The organism is Rhodopseudomonas sp. AAP120, assembly GCF_001295845.1.
GTDB lineage: Bacteria > Pseudomonadota > Alphaproteobacteria > Rhizobiales > Xanthobacteraceae > Rhodopseudomonas.
In genome coordinates this window covers 1-17,575 of record NZ_LJIC01000155.1, presented here as the reverse complement: position 1 = coordinate 17,575, position 17,575 = coordinate 1, and the positions used below count along the sequence as shown (strand labels likewise).

The following is a 17,575-nucleotide window of genomic DNA, read 5'->3' as shown; positions in this document are numbered from 1 at the left end:
CCCGCCCATCCACGTCTTTGGCGCCGACGCTCAGCAAGGCGTGGATGCCCGGGACAAGCCCGGGCATGACGGGTTGTGAGGTCAGTTGCTGACAGCGCAGGCCCAATTTCGGCCAGGCTCTGAGAGGATCGACAGTGGCACAACGGTTAGGCCTCGCACTTGTCCTGTTGGCGCTGATCGCAGGCGCGGTTCTGTGGGTGTTGACGATGCCCGCAACCATCACCGCGGCCGCGCTGCCCGAACGCGCGCCCGACCTCGCCAACGGCAAGGTCGCCTTCGATGCCGGAGGCTGCGCGTCGTGTCACGCGACGCCGGGGCAGCAGGATCGCACCCGGCTCGGCGGCGGTCTGGCGATGACCTCGCCGTTCGGCACTTTCCATGTCCCCAATATCTCGCCCGACCCGGCCTCCGGCATCGGCACATGGAGCGAGGCGCAGTTCGTCACCGCGGTGATGCGCGGCACCGCGCCGGACGGTGCGCACCTCTATCCCGCGTTTCCGTATCCGTCCTACGCCCACGCCAAGGTCGACGACGTCCGCGACCTGTTCGCCTACATCAAGACGCTGCCGGCCGTGTCCAACACGGCGCCGCCGCACGAGCTGCCGTTCCCGTTCAATATCCGGCGCGCCGTCGGCCTGTGGAAGCTGCTGTTCTTCGACACCAAGCCGTTCACGCCCGATCCGGCGCAGAGCCCGCAGTGGAATCGCGGCGCCTATCTGGTCAACGGCCTCGGCCATTGCGCGGAGTGTCACAGCCCGCGCAATGCCCTCGGCGGCATCGTCAGCGCTCAGCGGCTCGCCGGCGGCCCCGATCCCGAAGGCAAGGGCTGGGTTCCGAACATCACCCAGAAGGGGCTCAAGGACTGGAGCGAGAAGGATATCGCCTATTTCCTCGAGAGCGGCATGACTCCCGAGGGCGACAGCGCCGGCGGCTCGATGGCCCGGGTGATCCGCAACACCTCGCAGCTCAGCGCCCAGGATCGCGACGCGATCGCCGTCTATCTGAAGTCGCTGCCGCCGATCGACGGGCCGGCGCGGCCGCCGCGGACGTGAGACGCCGGCGTTATTTCGGGCCGAACGCCTTGAAGGTGATGATGGTGTGGGTGTCCTTGATGCCCGGAATCACCTGGACCTTTTCGGCGACGAAATGGCCGATATCGGTGGTGCGATCGACATAAAACTTCACCAGCAGATCGTAGTCGCCCGCCGTCGAATAAATCTCCGATGCGATCTCCGCCTCGGCAATGGCGTTGGCCACCGCATAGGATTTGCCGAGTTCGCATTTGAACTGAACGAAAAACGGGATCATCGCGTTGTCTTCTCCGGGCTTGTCGGCGCCATCAAGCCTAAAACGGCGGTGCGAGGCAAGCTTGCAGCCGCCGGAGCGGCACGATACCACGGATTGTGCACTTTGAGGGTTGGCAGGGCCCATCCTCGGACGACGGCGAGCTCGACATGGCAATTCCGATCGCAGTGACGATCGCAGGGTCCGATTCTGGTGGCGGCGCAGGTATTCAGGCGGACCTGAAGTCGTTCTCCGCCAACGGCGTCTATGGCGCTTCGGTGATCACGGCGCTGACCGCGCAGAACACGCTCGGTGTCAGCGGCATCCATCCGGTGCCGGCCGACTTCGTCACCGCCCAGATCGATGCGGTGTTCAGCGACCTCGCCGTGGCGGCCGTCAAGATCGGTATGGTGGCCCAGCGGGCGGTGATCGAGGCGATCGCCGACGGCCTTGCGCGCTGGTCGCCGCCCAATGTGGTGCTCGATCCGGTGATGGTGGCGACGTCGGGGGATCGGCTGATCGACGACGACTGCGTCGACGCATTGCGGACCAGGCTGATCCCGCGTGCGCGGATCATCACCCCGAACCTGCCGGAGGCGGCCGCGCTGCTCGACGACGCCATGGCTGAAGATCAGGCCGAGATCGAGCGCCAGGGCGGCGAATTGCTCGCGCTCGGCTGCGAGGCGGTGCTGATCAAGGGCGGCCATGGCGAGGGGCCGGCCAGCACGGACTATCTATTCAGCGCCGCCGGCACGCTCGCGCTGATGGCACCGCGGATCGCGACGAGGAATACGCACGGCACCGGCTGCTCGCTGTCTTCCGCGATCGCCGCGCATCTCGCCCGCGGTGAGGAACTCGATGTCGCCGTCGGCCATGCCAAGGCCTGGGTCAGCGAGGCGATTGCCGCCGCCGACCGGCTGGAAATCGGCAAGGGCCATGGACCGATCCATCATTTCCACGCCTTCGAGTGAGGCAGTGCACGTCTTCGTTGCAACTGCGCAGAAATAACGCAAACGGCGGCACGAATCCGAAGCTTGGGCGTTGGTCGGGTCCAAGGAGTGCCGATGACGCCGCCGAGTTTAGAAGACCGATTTCGGAGTTTCATTCACCAGCCGGACTTTCCCTGCGTCGGTGCAAAATCCGCTCTCGCCAAAGGCACCCTGGACGTGCTGATCGCGCGGGATATGCGCTCCAATTGGGATGATCGGCGCATCTACGACGGAATTACCAAGGTCGTCGCTGACTATCGGGCGGATCGTGCGCTGTTCAGGAGCTTCGCCGTGATCTTCGAAGGTCCTGAAGGCATCGACGAACGAACCTTCGAGACTCATTTGTGGGCGAGGGCCGAAAGCCTCACCAACAAGGACGCCTGGCTCGGCAGGCCGCATGATCATCGCGTCAGCAGCGATCCGGACAATCCGCATTTCTCGCTCAGCTTCGGCGAGGAAGCGTTTTTCATCGTCGGGCTGCATCCGAACGCGAACCGGCCGGCGCGGCGATTCGAGCGCCCGGTGCTGGTGTTCAATTTGCACGACCAGTTCGAGCAGCTTCGCCAGCAGGGGCTCTACGAGCGGATGCGCGAGAAGATCATCGCGCGCGACATTGCTCTGGCGGGATCGCCGAACCCGATGCTAGCGCGCCACGGTGCCATCTCCGAGGCTCGCCAATACAGCGGCCGCATCATCGCCGATCCGGATTGGAAGTGCCCGTTTCACCCGGTCGAGCGCGTATGACGTCAGCTACCATTCCGCCTCGATCCGGGACGGCGTTCCGGCTGGCGAAGGGCGAATGCCTGACCGTGATCGACCCGCGCGGCGAGCAGGTCGCCGATCTGGTGGCGTTCAACGCGCAGGATATCCGGGAAGCGATTTCGTCCGGCCGCAGCCTGGACTACGCCAGCAAGCTTTATCTAACGACCGGCGACCTGATCTATTCGAACCGCAGCAGTGTCATGCTGAGTATCGTCGAAGACACCGTCGGGCGTCATGACTTCCTGCTGACGCCGTGCTCGCGCGATACGTTCAGGATCATCTATCACGATGAGGACCCGCACCAGGGCTGTTTCGGCAATCTGGAAGCGGCGCTAGCCCCCTATGGGGTCGCGTCCGACGCGATCCCGGTTGCGTTCAATTGCTTCATGAATGTGGTGATCGCGCCGGCGACCGGGGCTTTGACGGTCGAGGCTCCGCTCAGCCGCGCCGGCGACTACGTCAAGTTCCGCGCCGAGATGGATCTGATCATCGGCCTCACGGCCTGTTCGGCGCTGCAGTCCAACAATTACGCGTTCAAGCCGATCGACTATCGGGTCGACTGATCGCTGACCCGCCGGGGCGGCCTGCAGCGGGCTGTTCCGGCGGAGTTTTCCCCGCCTTCGACTAAGGCCGGATGGGCCCCCGGGACGGGTTGTCGCAGCACCGTCGCACTCGGCTGTTAATCCGGAAATCACTGATGATTTCCAGATTCGTGACGGACCCGATGACTCCCGACCTCGACAAATCCCTGGTGGAAACCGCCTACGCTCGCTGGGCACCAATCTACGACGCGGTGTGCGGGCCGGTGATGGTCAAGGGACGTCGGGCGGCCGCCGCCGAAGCGCGTGCGCAAGGCGGCAAGATCCTCGAAGTCGGTGTCGGCACCGGTTTGTCGTTCGACGATTACGACGCCTCGACCGAGATCACCGGCATCGATCTGAGCGAGCCGATGCTGGAGAAGGCGCGCGCCAAGATGGCGACGGGCCGCTATCCGTGGGTCAAGGAAGTGCGCCGGATGGATGCGCACAAGATGGAATTCGCCGACGCCAGTTTCGACTGCGTGGTCGCGCAGTTCGTCATCACCCTGGTCGAGAATCCCGAGCAGGTGCTGTCGGAGTGCCACCGCGTAGTTCGGCCGGGTGGGCGCATCATCCTGGTGAACCACCTGTACTCCGAAGTCGGCGTCGCCGCTGCGGTCGAGCGCTGGGCGGCGCAGAAGACGCGCGGCCTCGGGCTGCGCCCGGAATTTCCCTTCGCGCGGCTGCAGGCCTGGGCTCAGGCCAACAGCGACGCGGTGCTGGTCGAACGACGCAAGATCAAGCCGTTCGGCATCTACACGCTGGTGTGCTTCGAACGAGCCGGCCCGTCGCTGGCGGCGTGAAGCCACCGCATTGTCATTCGCTGCCGCGGGCAGCCTGGCATGGGACAAAGACCGATGAGCGACGACGGACCGGAACGGCGTTTCCGTACGCTTTTCATTTCAGACGTGCATCTCGGCGCGCGGGGCTCGCAGACGCATCTGCTGCTCGATTTCCTCCGCGTCCATGACGCCGACACGATCTATCTGGTCGGTGATATCATCGACGGATGGGCGCTCAAGTCGAGCTGGTACTGGCCGCAGTCGCACAACGACTTCGCCCAGAAGATGCTCCGCAAGGTCCGCAAGGGCGCGCGCGTCATCTACATCCCCGGCAATCACGACGAGTTTCTGCGCTCGTATTACGGCACGCATTTCGGCGGCATCGAGGTCGCGGAAAGCGCGATCCACAACGGCGTGGACGGCCGGCGCTATCTGGTGATCCACGGCGACATGTTCGACCTCGTGGTACAGAACGCGCGCTGGCTCGCCCATGTCGGCGACAAGGCCTACGACCTCGCGATCCGGCTCAACCGGATCGTCGCCGCGCTGCGCCGCTGGGCCGGCGTGCCGTACTGGTCGCTGTCGCAATGGGCCAAACTCAAGGTCAAGAACGCGGTCAACTACATCGGCGCGTTCGAGCAGACGCTGGCGCAGGAAGCGCGCCGCACCGGCACCGACGGCGTGATCTGCGGCCACATCCACACCGCGGCGATCCGCGACGATCACGGCATTCGCTACATGAATTGCGGCGACTGGGTCGAAAGCTGTACCGCGCTGGTCGAGCACGAGGACGGCCGGTTCGAAATCATCACCTGGACCGACCCGCTGAAGCGCAACCTGCCGGTCGCAGCGGTGGCGGCACGAGCCGCCTGATGCGGGTTCTGATCGCCACCGACGCGTGGCATCCGCAGGTCAACGGCGTGGTGCGGACGCTGACGATGATGGCCGAGGCCGCCAAGGGGCTCGGCGTCGAAGTCGTGTTCCTCACGCCCGAGACGTTTCCGACCGTGCGGCTGCCGAGTTATCCGGATCTTCGGATCGCGATTCCGAATCCCCTCAAGGTCGCCCGCATGATCTCTGCGGCGCAGGCCGATTGCATCCACATCGCGACCGAAGGCCCGATCGGCCTGGCGGCGCGGCGCTACTGCCGCAAGCGCGGCTTGCGCTTCACCAGCAGCTTCCACACTCGCTTCCCGGAATACGTCTCGGCCCGCGCGCCGATCCCGGAGTCCTGGGTGTGGGCGCTGCTACGCCGGTTTCACGGCGCCAGCCACGCCGTGATGGCGGCGACGCCGGCACTTGCCGAAGAGCTGCGGGCGCGTGGCTTCCACAACGTCGTGCTGTGGCCGCGCGGCGTTGACGGCGATCTGTTTCATCCCCGCGAAGGGGCCGACCTCGGGCTGCCGCGTCCGGTGTTCCTGTCGGTCGGCCGCGTCGCCGTCGAGAAGAATCTCGAAGCATTCCTGTCGCTCGATCTGCCCGGCACCAAGGTCGTGGTCGGCGATGGCCCGGCGCGCGCCGCCTTGCAGCGCGATTTCCCGCAGGCCGTGTTCCTCGGCGCCAAGCAGGGCGAGGCCCTTGCCGAGGTCTACGCCGCCGCGGACGTGTTCGTGTTCCCGAGCCAGACCGATACCTACGGGCTGGTGCTGCTCGAGGCGCTCGCAAGCGGTGTCCCGGTAGCCGCTTTTCCGGTGACCGGTCCGCGCGATGTGATCGGCGATGCTCCGGTCGGCGTGCTCAGCGACGATCTGCGCGAAGCGTGCCTCGGCGCGTTGCCAATCTCTCGCAACGCCTGCCTCGAGTTTGCCGCAGAACATACCTGGGCCGCTTCGGCCCGCGCCTTCATCGACAACGTCACGCGGGTCTGGCTGATGGACCCCGGACCGGCTTTGTCGCGCGACACCGGAAAGCCGCGCAGCCTGGTGGCCTGACGCGCCTCAAGGCAACGTGCGTTGCCGGCCGTGAACCCCTGCGGCTACTGTCCAGCCATGATGGATTCTGTTTCGTTGCCGATCACCGCCGCCGATATCGAAGCGGCGGCAGGCGTGCTCGCACCCTACGCGGTTCGCACGCCGTTGCTGACTTCACCAACGCTCGACGCCGTCACCGGCACCCGCGTGTATCTCAAGCCGGAAATGCTGCAGCGGACCGGCTCGTTCAAATTCCGCGGTGCGTTCAACAAGTTGTCCTCGATCCCGCAGGCGCAGCGTGGCGGCGGGGTGGTGGCGTTCTCATCCGGCAATCATGCTCAGGGCGTGGCCGCGGCGGCGCAGATCCTCGGCATGCGCGCCACCATCGTGATGCCCGCCGACGCGCCGTTGTCGAAGCGCGAGCGCACCAAGGGCTACGGCGCCGAGGTGGTGCTGTACGATCGCGACCGCGAGGATCGCGAGGCGATCGCCCGCGACATCGCGAGCAGCCGCGGTGCCACGCTGGTGCCGCCCTACGACGATCCGAAGGTGATCGCCGGGCAGGGCACTGTCGGGCGCGAGATCGCGGCCGATCTCGCAGCCCTCGGCGTGACGCCGGATATCGTGGTCGCGCCGGCATCCGGCGGCGGCCTGGTTGCCGGCACCGCGCTGGCGGTGACGGCGCGGTTTCCCGAAGCCGCGGTGATGTCGGCGGAGCCCGAGGCGTTCGATGACCACGCCCGCTCGATCGCCGCCGGGCGCCGTGAGCCGCACAAGGCCGAAGGCCGCACCATCTGCGATGCACTGATGGCGTCGATCCCGGGTGAACTGACCTTCGCGATCAATCAGCAGCTGCTGGCGCGCGGCGTCACCGCATCCGATGCCGAGGTCGGCAAGGCGGTTGCGTTCGCCTTCCGCGAATTCAAGCTGGTGGTCGAGCCCGGCGGAGCGGTGGCGCTGGCCGCGCTGCTGGCCGGCCATCTCGATGCACGGGGTAAGACCGTCGCCATCGTGTTGTCGGGTGGCAATGTCGACGCCGATCTGTTCGCCAAACTGATCGCTTGACGGCCGCCGCCGCGCCGGCGGCGTTCAAGAGAAGAAAGCGATCTTCTCGGGCTGGCTCATGCGCCGCAGCGGAGCCAGCGCGTCGCCGCGCGACTGACCGGGATGGCCGACCACGCCACTGGCCAGTAACGCAGCGCCGAGTGACGCAGACGCGCCAGTGGCCGGCGTGGAGCCGGCGACGGGCGACGGCGCCGCCGTCATCACGGGGACTGCCGTCGGCGCAGCGACCGGCTCGACCATCTGCGGCGGCACGTAGAGCGGCTCGCCGCGCTCGCCGATCTCGAAATTGGGCAGCTCGGTCGATGCCGTATCCAGCGTGTCCATCGACACCTCGTCCGCGGACGGCTCGTCGGCGGACATTTCAAACTCGGCGGGCTCGTGCGGGGCGGTCACCTCGGCGGCAAGCTGGGCAATCTCGGAAGGATCACCGGGCTCGAGGTGAGTCTCAGCGGCCTGCGCGGCTTCGATGCGCGCAGCCTCGATCGCGGCTTCGAGCTCCCCGGGCTCGTGCGGCTGGGGGGCCGACATTTCCAGCGCCACCAGGTCGAGCACCGAGTCGTCGTCCTCGGCCTGTTCTGCTTCCGGTTCGGGCGCCGCAGCACTCGCGGCCACTGCCGGGCTGGCCTGGGTCGCGGCATGATCGGCGGCTTCGACGAACTCGATCTCGTCGGTGCTGGTGCCGGTGACGATCGTGAGCGGCGGATCGTTCGGGGCCTCCGGCGCAGCCGATGCTTTGGGCGCTGTGGCAATCTCCGGTTCGGCAACCTCCGCCGCTGCCGCAACCTCTGCCGCGCGAGCGGGCGCGACCGCAATCGTCGCCGCTTCGGGCAGGTCGCCATCAGCCGCGGGCGACTCCGGCTCGTCGCGGGTCGGCGATGGTTGTACGGTGCGCGGCCGCGGCTCGCCGGCGAGATCGTGGATGTGGTCGAGCAACCCATCGAACGCCGCGAGCACCGTATCGGTGTCGATCTCGGCGATCAGGCGGTGACCGATGTCGATCGCGCCCAGCTGGCTGTCGAGCAGATTGCAGATGCGCACATCGGCACCGCATTCGCGCAGCGTCCACGACACCTCGCGAATAACCCGGGCGCCGTTGCGTGCGGACGCCAGCACGGCGTCGTTCTCGAGGCTGGCGAGGCTGTGCGCGACGCTGGCGCGGGCCTCACCGACGATGGCCCGGATCGCGACCAAGGATTCGCTCAGCGACGTGCCGTTGGCCTGCTGTTGTTTCTGTGCGGCGAGGTTCTGTTCGATTCGCGCAACCGCATCGAGCACCATCCGGGTGTCGGCGTTGCGGTTGCGCTTGGCGTATTCGTTGAGAAACCAGCGGCCGCGCGAGGTCTCCATGAAGGCTTCGCGGATCGCATCGTAGTCCGCATCGCTCGGCATCGCCGCGCGGGCGGAGATCGGCGAAAGTGCGAATGCTTCATCGGCCATCAGGGAGACTCATTGCACAAATCACTGCGCGTCACGATAACGATCATCACGATCCGCGCTGAATCGCAATTGAATTGATGTCTCCCGGAACAAAAATCCCCATCAGAACAAAGGCTCCGAAGCGATTCGCGGTCGGGCTCGCGGTGTTTTACGCGACCGTCTTCAGCGTCACCGGCACGTATCTGCCGTTCTTCACGGTGTGGCTGAAAGCGATCGGCATCGAAGCATTCTGGATCGCGGTGATCGTCGCGGCACCGTCGATCACGCGGTTCACAATTCTTCCTTTCATCACGGCCCAGGCCGAGCAGCGCCACGCGCTGCGGGCTGCATTGATTACCACGGCGACACTGACGGCGCTGGGCTTTATTTGCCTCGGTCTGCTACGAGGGCCGCTCGCCATTCTGGTTGTGTTCGCCATCACTGCCTGCGCCTGGACGCCTCTGGTGCCACTCACCGACGGCTACGCGCTGAAGGCCGTCGCGCGGTTCGGCTTGAACTACGGCCCGCTGCGGCTGTGGGGCTCCACCGCCTTCGTCGTCGGCGCGCTGGTGAGCGGCGTGCTGGCGGACATGATCGCACCGGAGCATCTGATCTGGGTGATCGCCGCAACCGCGGCGCTGGGCGTGTTCGCAGCCTTCGGCCTGCAACCGCTCGATGCGCCCGGGACTCGACCGGCCGCGCCGGTGCGGCGTGTCGCACTGCTGCGCAATCCGACATTTCTGGCGATCGTCGTCGCGGCCGGCCTGATACAAGGGAGTCACGCCGCGTACTACACGTTCGGCTCGATCATCTGGCAGAACGCTGGCTATGGCGGCAAGACCATCGCCAGCCTGTGGGTGCTGGGCGTGCTCGCCGAGATCGTGGTATTCGCGTTGTCGCCCCGCCTGACGATCGCGCCGTCGCGCATGATGCTGATCGGCGCGCTCTGTGCGGTCGCGCGCTGGCTGATCACCGCGCAGGATCCGCCGCTGGAAATTCTCATCGTAGTGCAGTTGCTGCACGGCGCGACCTTCGGTCTTACCCAGCTCGGCATGATGGGACTGCTGGTCCGGCATGTGCCGAGCCATGTCATCGCGCGGGCGCAGGGCTACTTCACCGCCTGCTCGGGCCTCGCCATGAGCAGCGCCGCGATGGTGTCGGGCGCACTATTCGCGCGCTACGGGATTGCGGTCTACGGCCTGATGGCGGCGATGGCGCTGAGCGGAGCGGCCGTCGTGCTGATCTGGCGACGCCGGCTGGATGCGCCGCCGCCGAGCGATCAGCCCCACAGCTCCGGCGTGGGCGGATAGACGGTGCTGGCCTCGTAGCGCAGCCCGCCGTCGCGATCCCGGGCGAGCAGCAACGGACCATCGAGATCGACGAAGCGGGCCTGCGGCGTCAGCAGCATCGCGGGCGCCATCGCCAGCGACGTCGCCACCATGCAGCCGACCATGATGTCGAAGCCGAGCGCCTGCGCGGCCTCAGCCATCGCGATCGCTTCGGTGATCCCGCCGGTCTTGTCGAGCTTGATGTTGATCGCATCGTAGCGGCCGCGCAGCGCCTCGAGCGAATTGCGGGCGTGGACGCTCTCGTCGGCGCAGACCGGGATCGGGCGCTGGATCGTCGCCAGCGCTTCGTCGTTACCAGCGGGCAGGGGTTGTTCGACCAGCGTAACGCCGACGTCGGCGCAGGCGGCCAGATTGTGTGCGAGGTTGTCGGGCGTCCACGCCTCATTGGCGTCGACGATCAGTTCGGCCGTCGGCGCCGCGCGTCGCACCGCCGCGATCCGGTCTGCGTCGCCGTCGCCGCCGAGCTTGATCTTGAGCAGCGGCCGCGCCGCCGCTTTCGCGGTGGCTTCGGCCATCGCCTCGGGCGTGCCCAGCGAGATCGTGTAGGCGGTGGTCGCCGCGCGTGGCGCCGCCACGCCGAGCAGGTCCCATGCGCGCCGGCCGCTCAGCTTGGCTTCGAGGTCGAGCAGCGCGCAATCGAGCGCATTGCGCGCTGCGCCGGGCGGCATCGCCGCTTGCAATCCGGCGCGGTCGAGGCCGCGCAGCACCGGCTCGCGCATCGCCTCGATCGCGGCCAGCACGCCGTCGGGCGTTTCGTCGTAGCGGGCATAGGGCACGCATTCGCCGCGCCCGGTGCGGCCGTCGCGCGCGATCTCGGCGACCACCACGACCGCTTCTGTCTTGGCGCCGCGGCTGATCGTGAACGCGCCGGCGATCGGCCAGCGCTCGGCGCGTGCATCAAATTGGGACGGATTGATGGAAGTCATTCGAATTTCTGACAAACTCAAGCCGAGGGTTGCCCGGCGCAAGTAAGTATGGCTGTTAGTGGGTGTTCCCCACAAGCGCTGTTTGACTTCCGGATTGGCTCAAAATGGCACAGCAACTGGCATTGGACGGTGATCCAACGCTCGAACGGATCGCGCGCGGCGAAGGTCTGTCGCTGCGCGCAGCCGGGTCGTGGACCGCGCGGTTCGCGCCGGCGCTGGAACGGATCGTCGCCGATGCCGAGAAGCTGACGGGGACCAGGCCGGATATTTCCATCGATGTCTCGCAGGTTGCGCGGCTCGATACCTTCGGCGCCTGGCTGATCGAACGGCTGCGCCGCAATCTGGCCAGCGACGGCGTCGAGGCGAGCATCGCCGGCCTGTCGGCGAACTATGCGAGTCTGGTCGACGAAGTCCGTCAGGTGCAGCCGGCGTCGCCGCCGGCGCGGACGGCCGGTGCGCTGCGCGGTTCGATCGAGGCGCTCGGCCGCACCATGTATTCGTTCGCCGATGACATCGTCGCGCTGATCAGCATGCTGGGCGCCGTGCTGGCCGGCATTCTCCGGGCCATCCTCCGTCCTTCGACGTTCCGTCTCACGTCGACGGTGCATCATCTCGAACAGGTGTGCTGGCGCGCGGTGCCGATCGTCGTGCTGATCACCTTCCTGATCGGCTGCATCATCGCGCAGCAGGGCATCTTCCATTTTCGCCGCTTCGGCGCCGACGTGTTCGTGGTCGACATGCTCGGCGTGCTGGTGCTGCGCGAGATCGGCGTGCTGCTGGTCGCCATCATGGTGGCCGGTCGCTCCGGCAGCGCCTACACGGCGGAGCTCGGCTCGATGAAGATGCGCGAGGAGGTCGATGCGCTGCGCACCATGGGGTTCGACCCGATCGACGTGCTAATCGTGCCGCGGCTGATCGCGCTGGTGATCGCGCTGCCGATCCTCACCTTCCTCGGAGCGATGGCGGCGCTGTACGGCGGCGGGCTGGTGGCGTGGCTGTATGGCGGCGTCGATCCGGAGGCGTTCCTGCTGCGGCTGCGTGACGCGATCTCGATCAATCACTTCACCGTCGGCATGCTCAAGGCGCCGGTGATGGCCGCGGTGATCGGCATCGTCGCCTGCGTCGAAGGCCTCGCGGTGCGCGGCAGCGCCGAGTCGCTCGGCAGCCACACCACGGCCTCCGTCGTGAAGGGCATCTTCTTCGTGATCGTGATGGACGGCGTGTTCGCGATCTTCTTCGCCTCGATCGGGATCTGACGATGGCGATGGCAGCGGCCGATCCGATCATCCGGGTGCGCGACGTGTCGGTGCAGTTCGGCGCGACGCGGGTGCTGAACGAGCTCAGCCTCGACGTGCGCCGCGGCGAGATCCTCGGCTTCGTCGGGCCGTCCGGCGCCGGCAAGTCGGTGCTGACCCGGACCATCATCGGGCTGGTACCGAAGCTCGGCGGCTCGATCGAGGTGTTCGGCGTCGATCTCGACACGACCGGCACCGCGGAGCGCCGCGGCGTCGAGCGGCGCTGGGGCGTGCTGTTTCAGCAGGGGGCGCTGTTCTCGTCGCTGACGGTGCGGCAGAACATCCAGTTCCCGATCCGCGAATATCTCAAGCTGTCGCAGCGGCTGATGGATGAAATCACTATCGCCAAGCTGGTGATGGTCGGCCTCAAGCCGGATGTGGTCGACCGCTACCCGTCGGAATTGTCGGGCGGCATGATCAAGCGCGTGGCGCTGGCGCGGGCGTTGGCGCTCGATCCGGAACTGGTGTTCCTGGACGAGCCGACCTCCGGCCTCGACCCGATCGGCGCCGGCGATTTCGACGAGCTGGTGCGCACCTTGCAGCGCACTTTGGGGCTCACTGTTTTCATGGTAACTCACGATCTCGACAGCCTTCACACCGCTTGCGACCGGATCGCCGTGCTCGGCGACGGCAAGGTGATCGCCGCCGGATCAATGGCCGATATGCAGGCCTCGCAGCATCCGTGGCTGCGGTCGTATTTCCACGGAAAGCGGGCACGCGCGGTGACCGGCTAGGTGCTGGTGCGGTCTGCCGTCGGGCGAGTTGGAGTTGGTTGAATGGAAACGCGTGCGAATTACTTCCTGATCGGGACGTTCACCCTGGCGGTGATCGCCGCGGCGTTCGGCTTCGTGATGTGGTTCCAGAGCCTGCACTCCACCAAGGCGCGCAGTCCGCTGCGGGTGATCTTCGAAGGCGCGGCGTCGGGCCTGCGCAATGGCGGCAGCGTCAATTTCAACGGCGTCCGGGTCGGCGAGGTGATCTCGGTCAAGCTCGACAATCCGAAGCGCGTGGTGGCGCTGGCGATGGTCGAGAACACCGCGCCGATCCGCAAGGACACGCTGGTCGGCCTGGAATTCCAGGGCCTCACCGGCGTCGCGGCGATCTCGCTGAAGGGCGGCATGGAGTCGGCGCCCCCGGTGCCGCTCGACGACGACGGCGTGCCGGTGCTGACCGCCGATCCGGAACTGCTGATGGATATTTCCGAGTCGGTGAAAGCGACGCTGCGCAACGTCAACAAGGTCGTCGCCGAGAATGCCGAGTCGGTGAAGGAGTCGCTGCAGAACTTGCAGGTGTTTACCTCCAGTCTCGCGCGCTCTTCCGACAAGATCGACAGCATCATGGCCAAGGTCGACGGCGTCATCGGCAAGACCGACAGCGTGATGCAGGGCATCGACGCGCTGGCCGGCGGCAAGGACGGCGGCGAGCTGTTCCAGGCGGTGAAGTCGTTCCGCGAACTGGCCGACAATCTCGACAAGCGCTCCGGGGCGCTGATCATCGACGGCCGCCGCACGCTGGCCGATATCAGCCGCGCGGTGAACAATCTCGACCGCAACCCGACGCGGCTGCTGTTCGGCCCGAGCAACACCGCGCAGGAGCAGCAGGCCCCGCCGCAGCCGCCGCGCATCCAGGCGGCGCCGCCGTCCGCGGCCCGCGCCGAACAGCCCCGGCCGCCGCGTCGCCGGGTGCAGTGAGTCGCGCCGTTCGGTTCGGACGGCTCCCAACATCTCGTTCGGTCATTCCGGGGCTCGCGTTGCGCGCGCCACGGAACGACGGACGTTGGGATCGGGAGCACGGCTGTCCCGGCTCCAGACTGCCATGCGCGCAGGAACCGGCGCGCCTGCAGATCGCTAGCGGAGGGCCGTCACCGCCGATCCGTCCAAGAGGCTGTCAAACCGATCGGCTAGAGTTACCTTCGAGCAATTCATCGCAGCGAGATCGACCCACCGATGCCTGAGGTCCAACAGCCGGCCCCGCCGCCCCCGCCCGCGGGTGAACCGGGCGCCTCCACCTTGCGCCGCTTGGCGTTGCCGCTGCTGGCGGTGGCGATCGCGATCGCCTTCGTCGTGCTCGCAACCTTGCGCTGGGACATCTGGATCGGCCACCGCGCCGTGCAGTCGACCGACGATGCCTATATCCGGGCGCAGACGACGCGGCTGTCGAGCCGTGTCGCCGGCGAGGTGAAGGCGGTCGCCGTCAACGACTTCCAGCGCGTCAAGGCGGGCGACCTGCTGCTGCAGATCGATCCGGCCGACTACGAAGCCCAGCTGGCGCAGGCCGAGGCCGGCGTGGTCGGTGCGCAGGCGGCGCTCGATAATCTCGCCAACCAGATCGAGCTGCAATACGCCACCATCGCCCAGGCCGAGGCGCAGCGGGTGTCGGCGGAAGCCCAGGAGGTCGAGGCCGGGCAGGAGCTGGCGCGGCAGAAGACGCTGAGCCAGTCCGAGGCCGGCACGCGGCAGCGGCTCGAGCAGGCGATCGCCGCGCAGGCCAAGGCGCAGGCCGACGTCAAGGCGAGCCGGGCGGTGATCGCGGCGCAGACCCATCAGCTCGAAGTGCTGAACGGCACCAAGAAGCAGCGCGCCGCCGATCTGGCCGGCGCCAAGGCGACGCGCGACGCCGCCGCGCTGAAGCTGAGCTACACCCGGATCGCCGCGCCGTTCGACGGCGTGGTCAGCGAGCGGCAGGTGCAGCCCGGCGACTACGTCAATATCGGCACCTATCTGATCAGCGTGGTGCCGCTGCCCGACGTCTATGTGGTGGCCAACTTCAAGGAGACGCAGCTGACGCGCGTCAAGCCGGGGCAGCCCGTCGAGATCGTCGTCGACACCTTCTCGGGCGAGACGCTGCGCGGCCGCGTCGAGCGGATCTCGCCGGCCTCGGGCGCACAGTTCGCGCTGCTGCCGCCCGATAATGCCACCGGCAACTTCACCAAGGTGGTGCAGCGCATTCCGGTCCGCATCCGGTTCGACAAGGATCAGCCGCTGCTGAGCCGGCTGCTGCCCGGCATGTCGGTGACGGCACGGATCGACACCAGCGCGGCGCCCGCTCCATGACGCGGGCCGCGGCCGCCGAGCCGCATGTCGTTGCGGCGGGGCCGGTCTCGACCGGCGGGCTGTCGCGCCACCCGTACTACGCGGTTGGCGCGGTGCTGCTCGGCTCGCTGGTCGCCAATGTCGACTCCCGCGTGTTCTCGATCGGCCTCGCCGATCTGCGCGGCGGGCTGTCGCTGAGTTTCGATCAGGGCGCCTGGCTCGCCACGGCGAGCACCGCGTCGCAAATCTTCATGGCGCCGGCGGTCGCCTGGCTGGCGACGGTGTTCGGCCTGCGCCGCGTGCTCGGCATTCCGGCGCTGATCTATGCGGCGATCTCGTTGCTGATCCCGTTCGTGCGCGACTATCAGCTGCTGCTGGTGTTGCACATCGCCCACGGCCTGCTGCTCGGCGCCTTCGTGCCGGCGACGCTGCTGATCATCTTCCGCAATCTGCCGATGCAATGGTGGCTGCCGGCGATCGCGATCTACGGCATCCGCGTCGGCTTCACGCTCAATGCCGGCGTGTCGATCGCCGGGTTCTATGTCGAGCATCTCGGCTGGCAGTGGATCTACTGGCAGGACGTGATCGTCGCGCCGCTGCTGGCGCTGCTGGTGTATCTCGGCACGCCCGCCGATCCGATCAATCGCGAGCTGCTGCGCGATGCCGATTGGGGCGGCATGCTGCTGTTCGGCTCCAGCGTCGCGATGATCTACACCGGGCTCGACCAGGGCAACCGGCTGGACTGGTTCGGCTCCGGCACCATCGTGGCGCTGCTCGGCGGCGGCACCTTGCTGTTGATCGGCTTCTTCATCAACGAAGCCCTGGTGAAGCGGCCGTGGGCGCATGCCGAGGTGCTGCTGTCGCGCAATATCGGCCTGGCGCTGCTGGCGATCCTGCTGTTTTCGCTCACCAGCCTGTCCAACACCGCGCTGGTGCCGAACTTTCTCGTCACCATCGCGCAGCTCAAGCCGGTGCAGACCGGGCCGCTGTTCATGCTGTGCGCGGTGGCGCCGATGATCGTGCTGCTGCCGCTGTCGATCCATCTGGTGCGCCGCTACGATCCGAAGCTGACGATGATCATCGGCTTCGCGGCGTTCGCGGCGGCGGCGCTGCTCGGCACGCGGGTGACGTCGGCCTGGACCGTGTCCGACTTCGTGCCGGTGGTGCTGCTGCAATCGGTCGGCGTGTCGCTGACGCTGCTGGCCATCATCATCGTCACGCTGTCGAACTCCGACCCGACCCGCGCCACGGCGTTCGCCGCCTATATCCAGATGATGCGGCTGGGCTGCGCCGAGATCGGCATCGCGCTGATGACCACCTGGCTGCGCGTGCGCGAGCAGACCCACTCCAATCTGCTCGGCCAGCACGTCGCCAGCGGCGATGCCGACGTGGTCGGGACGCTCACCAAGTTGAAGGGCGTGTTCGCCGGCTATGGCGACAGTCTCGCCCAGGCTCGCAGCGTCGGCACGCTCGCCGGCCTGGTGCAGCGCCAGGCCAACACGCTGGCCTATATCGACGGCTTCTGGCTGACCTTCTGGTTCGCGCTCGCCGGCCTCGTCTGCGTCGCCCTGATCGGCAGGGCGCCGCCCGGACCGTTCACGCCGAAGCGGGGGTAGGGGACGGGAGCGGGATGTCGTCGGGGAGTGAGGCGACGCCTCTGCGCCAACGACATCGTCATTTGCGCTAACAACACCCGGCAATCCATCCTCTTCGCCACATCGCTCACATCACGAGAAGCCATCCTTCAGCGCGCTGACGCGCGCGATGGATGCGCGGGTCAAGCCCGCGCATGACGGCGGAGAGTGGGGCGGGGCGCTGCCACAAAGTGAAATCGTCATCACCCGCGTATGCGGGTGATCCAGTATCGCAGAGCGCTTGCGGCGATGCTGATGCCGACCAACGAATGCTCTGGGATACTGGGTCGCCCGCTTTCGCGGGCGATGACGGGGGAGGATGGGGCGAAGCGGTGCCTCACATCGTCAAACCGATTCAACTATCAAACAGCCACGTCATTGAAACAGCGACCTCACCTGATCAAACAGCATCGGCTTGAGAGCGCGAGCAAACAGGCACGCGATCCCGTTCTCGCGGCGCATTGCGCCCGAGCTTTGCTGCATTCCTGTCACCCTCCTTGGGAAGAGGGCGCGCGGAACGCCGGGTGCCCGATGCACCCGCGGCCTCGTGTGC

At 67.0% G+C, this 17,575-nt stretch carries 17 protein-coding genes; 14 read left to right on the top strand and 3 right to left on the bottom strand.

The features are described from left to right. Positions 1–134 precede the first annotated feature (134 nt). A complete protein-coding gene (locus IP86_RS22360; protein ID WP_054164637.1) occupies positions 135–1,052 on the top strand; it encodes a c-type cytochrome in 918 nt (305 codons plus the stop codon). 10 nt (positions 1,053–1,062) lie between these two features. On the opposite strand, the gene IP86_RS22355 is transcribed toward IP86_RS22360, so the two are convergent. Continuing rightward, positions 1,063–1,308 carry an Lrp/AsnC ligand binding domain-containing protein gene (locus IP86_RS22355; RefSeq protein ID WP_054164636.1) on the bottom strand — a complete coding sequence of 82 codons (246 nt, stop codon included), beginning with the start codon at positions 1,306–1,308 and terminating at the stop codon, positions 1,063–1,065. Between the two features lie 146 nt (positions 1,309–1,454). Between IP86_RS22355 and thiD the strand changes: the two genes are divergently transcribed. From thiD to IP86_RS22320, 7 genes are all read left to right on the top strand, one after another. After that, entirely contained in the window at positions 1,455–2,255 is an 801-nt protein-coding gene (gene thiD / locus IP86_RS22350) for a bifunctional hydroxymethylpyrimidine kinase/phosphomethylpyrimidine kinase (RefSeq protein ID WP_054164635.1), read from the top strand. A gap of 93 nt (positions 2,256–2,348) precedes the next feature. After that, positions 2,349–3,017, top strand: a complete 669-nt coding sequence (gntA, locus tag IP86_RS22345) for a guanitoxin biosynthesis heme-dependent pre-guanitoxin N-hydroxylase GntA (RefSeq protein ID WP_054164634.1) — start codon at positions 2,349–2,351, stop codon at positions 3,015–3,017. Next, positions 3,014–3,598: a DUF1989 domain-containing protein gene (locus tag IP86_RS22340; protein WP_054164633.1), complete on the top strand. Its 585-nt coding sequence runs from the start codon at positions 3,014–3,016 to the stop codon at positions 3,596–3,598. Before gntA ends, IP86_RS22340 begins: the two co-directional genes overlap by 4 nt. A gap of 161 nt (positions 3,599–3,759) precedes the next feature. Next, positions 3,760–4,416 carry a class I SAM-dependent methyltransferase gene (locus IP86_RS22335; RefSeq protein ID WP_054164639.1) on the top strand — a complete coding sequence of 219 codons (657 nt, stop codon included), beginning with the start codon at positions 3,760–3,762 and terminating at the stop codon, positions 4,414–4,416. A gap of 54 nt (positions 4,417–4,470) precedes the next feature. Continuing rightward, on the top strand, positions 4,471–5,268 hold the full coding sequence (locus IP86_RS22330; protein ID WP_082364203.1) for a UDP-2,3-diacylglucosamine diphosphatase: 798 nt from the start codon (positions 4,471–4,473) through the stop codon (positions 5,266–5,268). Continuing rightward, positions 5,268–6,326, top strand: coding sequence for a glycosyltransferase family 4 protein (locus IP86_RS22325; protein WP_054164631.1), 1,059 nt, complete (start codon positions 5,268–5,270; stop codon positions 6,324–6,326). Before IP86_RS22330 ends, IP86_RS22325 begins: the two co-directional genes overlap by 1 nt. A 60-nt stretch (positions 6,327–6,386) precedes the next feature. Beyond that, positions 6,387–7,370 (top strand): threonine/serine dehydratase family protein, encoded by a 984-nt coding sequence (locus IP86_RS22320; protein WP_054164638.1) that lies wholly within the window; start codon positions 6,387–6,389, stop codon positions 7,368–7,370. A 24-nt stretch (positions 7,371–7,394) separates the two neighbouring features. Here IP86_RS22320 and IP86_RS22315 read toward each other — a convergent pair whose 3' ends face one another. Further along, entirely contained in the window at positions 7,395–8,648 is a 1,254-nt protein-coding gene (locus IP86_RS22315; protein ID WP_245290715.1) for a hypothetical protein, read from the bottom strand. Between the two features lie 236 nt (positions 8,649–8,884). Here IP86_RS22315 and IP86_RS22310 point away from each other — a divergent pair, with 236 nt between their 5' ends. Further along, on the top strand, positions 8,885–10,096 hold the full coding sequence (locus IP86_RS22310; protein WP_054164630.1) for an MFS transporter: 1,212 nt from the start codon (positions 8,885–8,887) through the stop codon (positions 10,094–10,096). Here the strand turns inward: IP86_RS22310 and dgcA are convergent. Further along, positions 10,066–11,061 carry an N-acetyl-D-Glu racemase DgcA gene (gene dgcA / locus IP86_RS22305; RefSeq protein WP_054164629.1) on the bottom strand — a complete coding sequence of 332 codons (996 nt, stop codon included), beginning with the start codon at positions 11,059–11,061 and terminating at the stop codon, positions 10,066–10,068. The two genes, IP86_RS22310 and dgcA, sit on opposite strands and share 31 nt — an antisense overlap. A gap of 104 nt (positions 11,062–11,165) precedes the next feature. On the opposite strand from dgcA, the gene IP86_RS22300 reads away from it, so the two are divergent. From IP86_RS22300 to IP86_RS22280, 5 genes are all read left to right on the top strand, one after another. Next, entirely contained in the window at positions 11,166–12,317 is a 1,152-nt protein-coding gene (locus IP86_RS22300) for an ABC transporter permease (RefSeq protein ID WP_054164628.1), read from the top strand. A gap of 2 nt (positions 12,318–12,319) precedes the next feature. Beyond that, a complete protein-coding gene (locus IP86_RS22295) occupies positions 12,320–13,090 on the top strand; it encodes an ABC transporter ATP-binding protein (protein ID WP_054164627.1) in 771 nt (256 codons plus the stop codon). A gap of 42 nt (positions 13,091–13,132) precedes the next feature. Further along, on the top strand, positions 13,133–14,047 hold the full coding sequence (locus tag IP86_RS22290; RefSeq protein ID WP_054164626.1) for an MlaD family protein: 915 nt from the start codon (positions 13,133–13,135) through the stop codon (positions 14,045–14,047). A gap of 255 nt (positions 14,048–14,302) precedes the next feature. Next, on the top strand, positions 14,303–15,409 hold the full coding sequence (locus IP86_RS22285) for an HlyD family secretion protein (RefSeq protein ID WP_054164625.1): 1,107 nt from the start codon (positions 14,303–14,305) through the stop codon (positions 15,407–15,409). Beyond that, positions 15,406–17,004 (top strand): MFS transporter, encoded by a 1,599-nt coding sequence (locus IP86_RS22280; RefSeq protein WP_054164624.1) that lies wholly within the window; start codon positions 15,406–15,408, stop codon positions 17,002–17,004. The genes IP86_RS22285 and IP86_RS22280 overlap by 4 nt, the downstream gene beginning before the upstream one ends. The last annotated feature ends 571 nt before the right edge of the window (positions 17,005–17,575 follow it).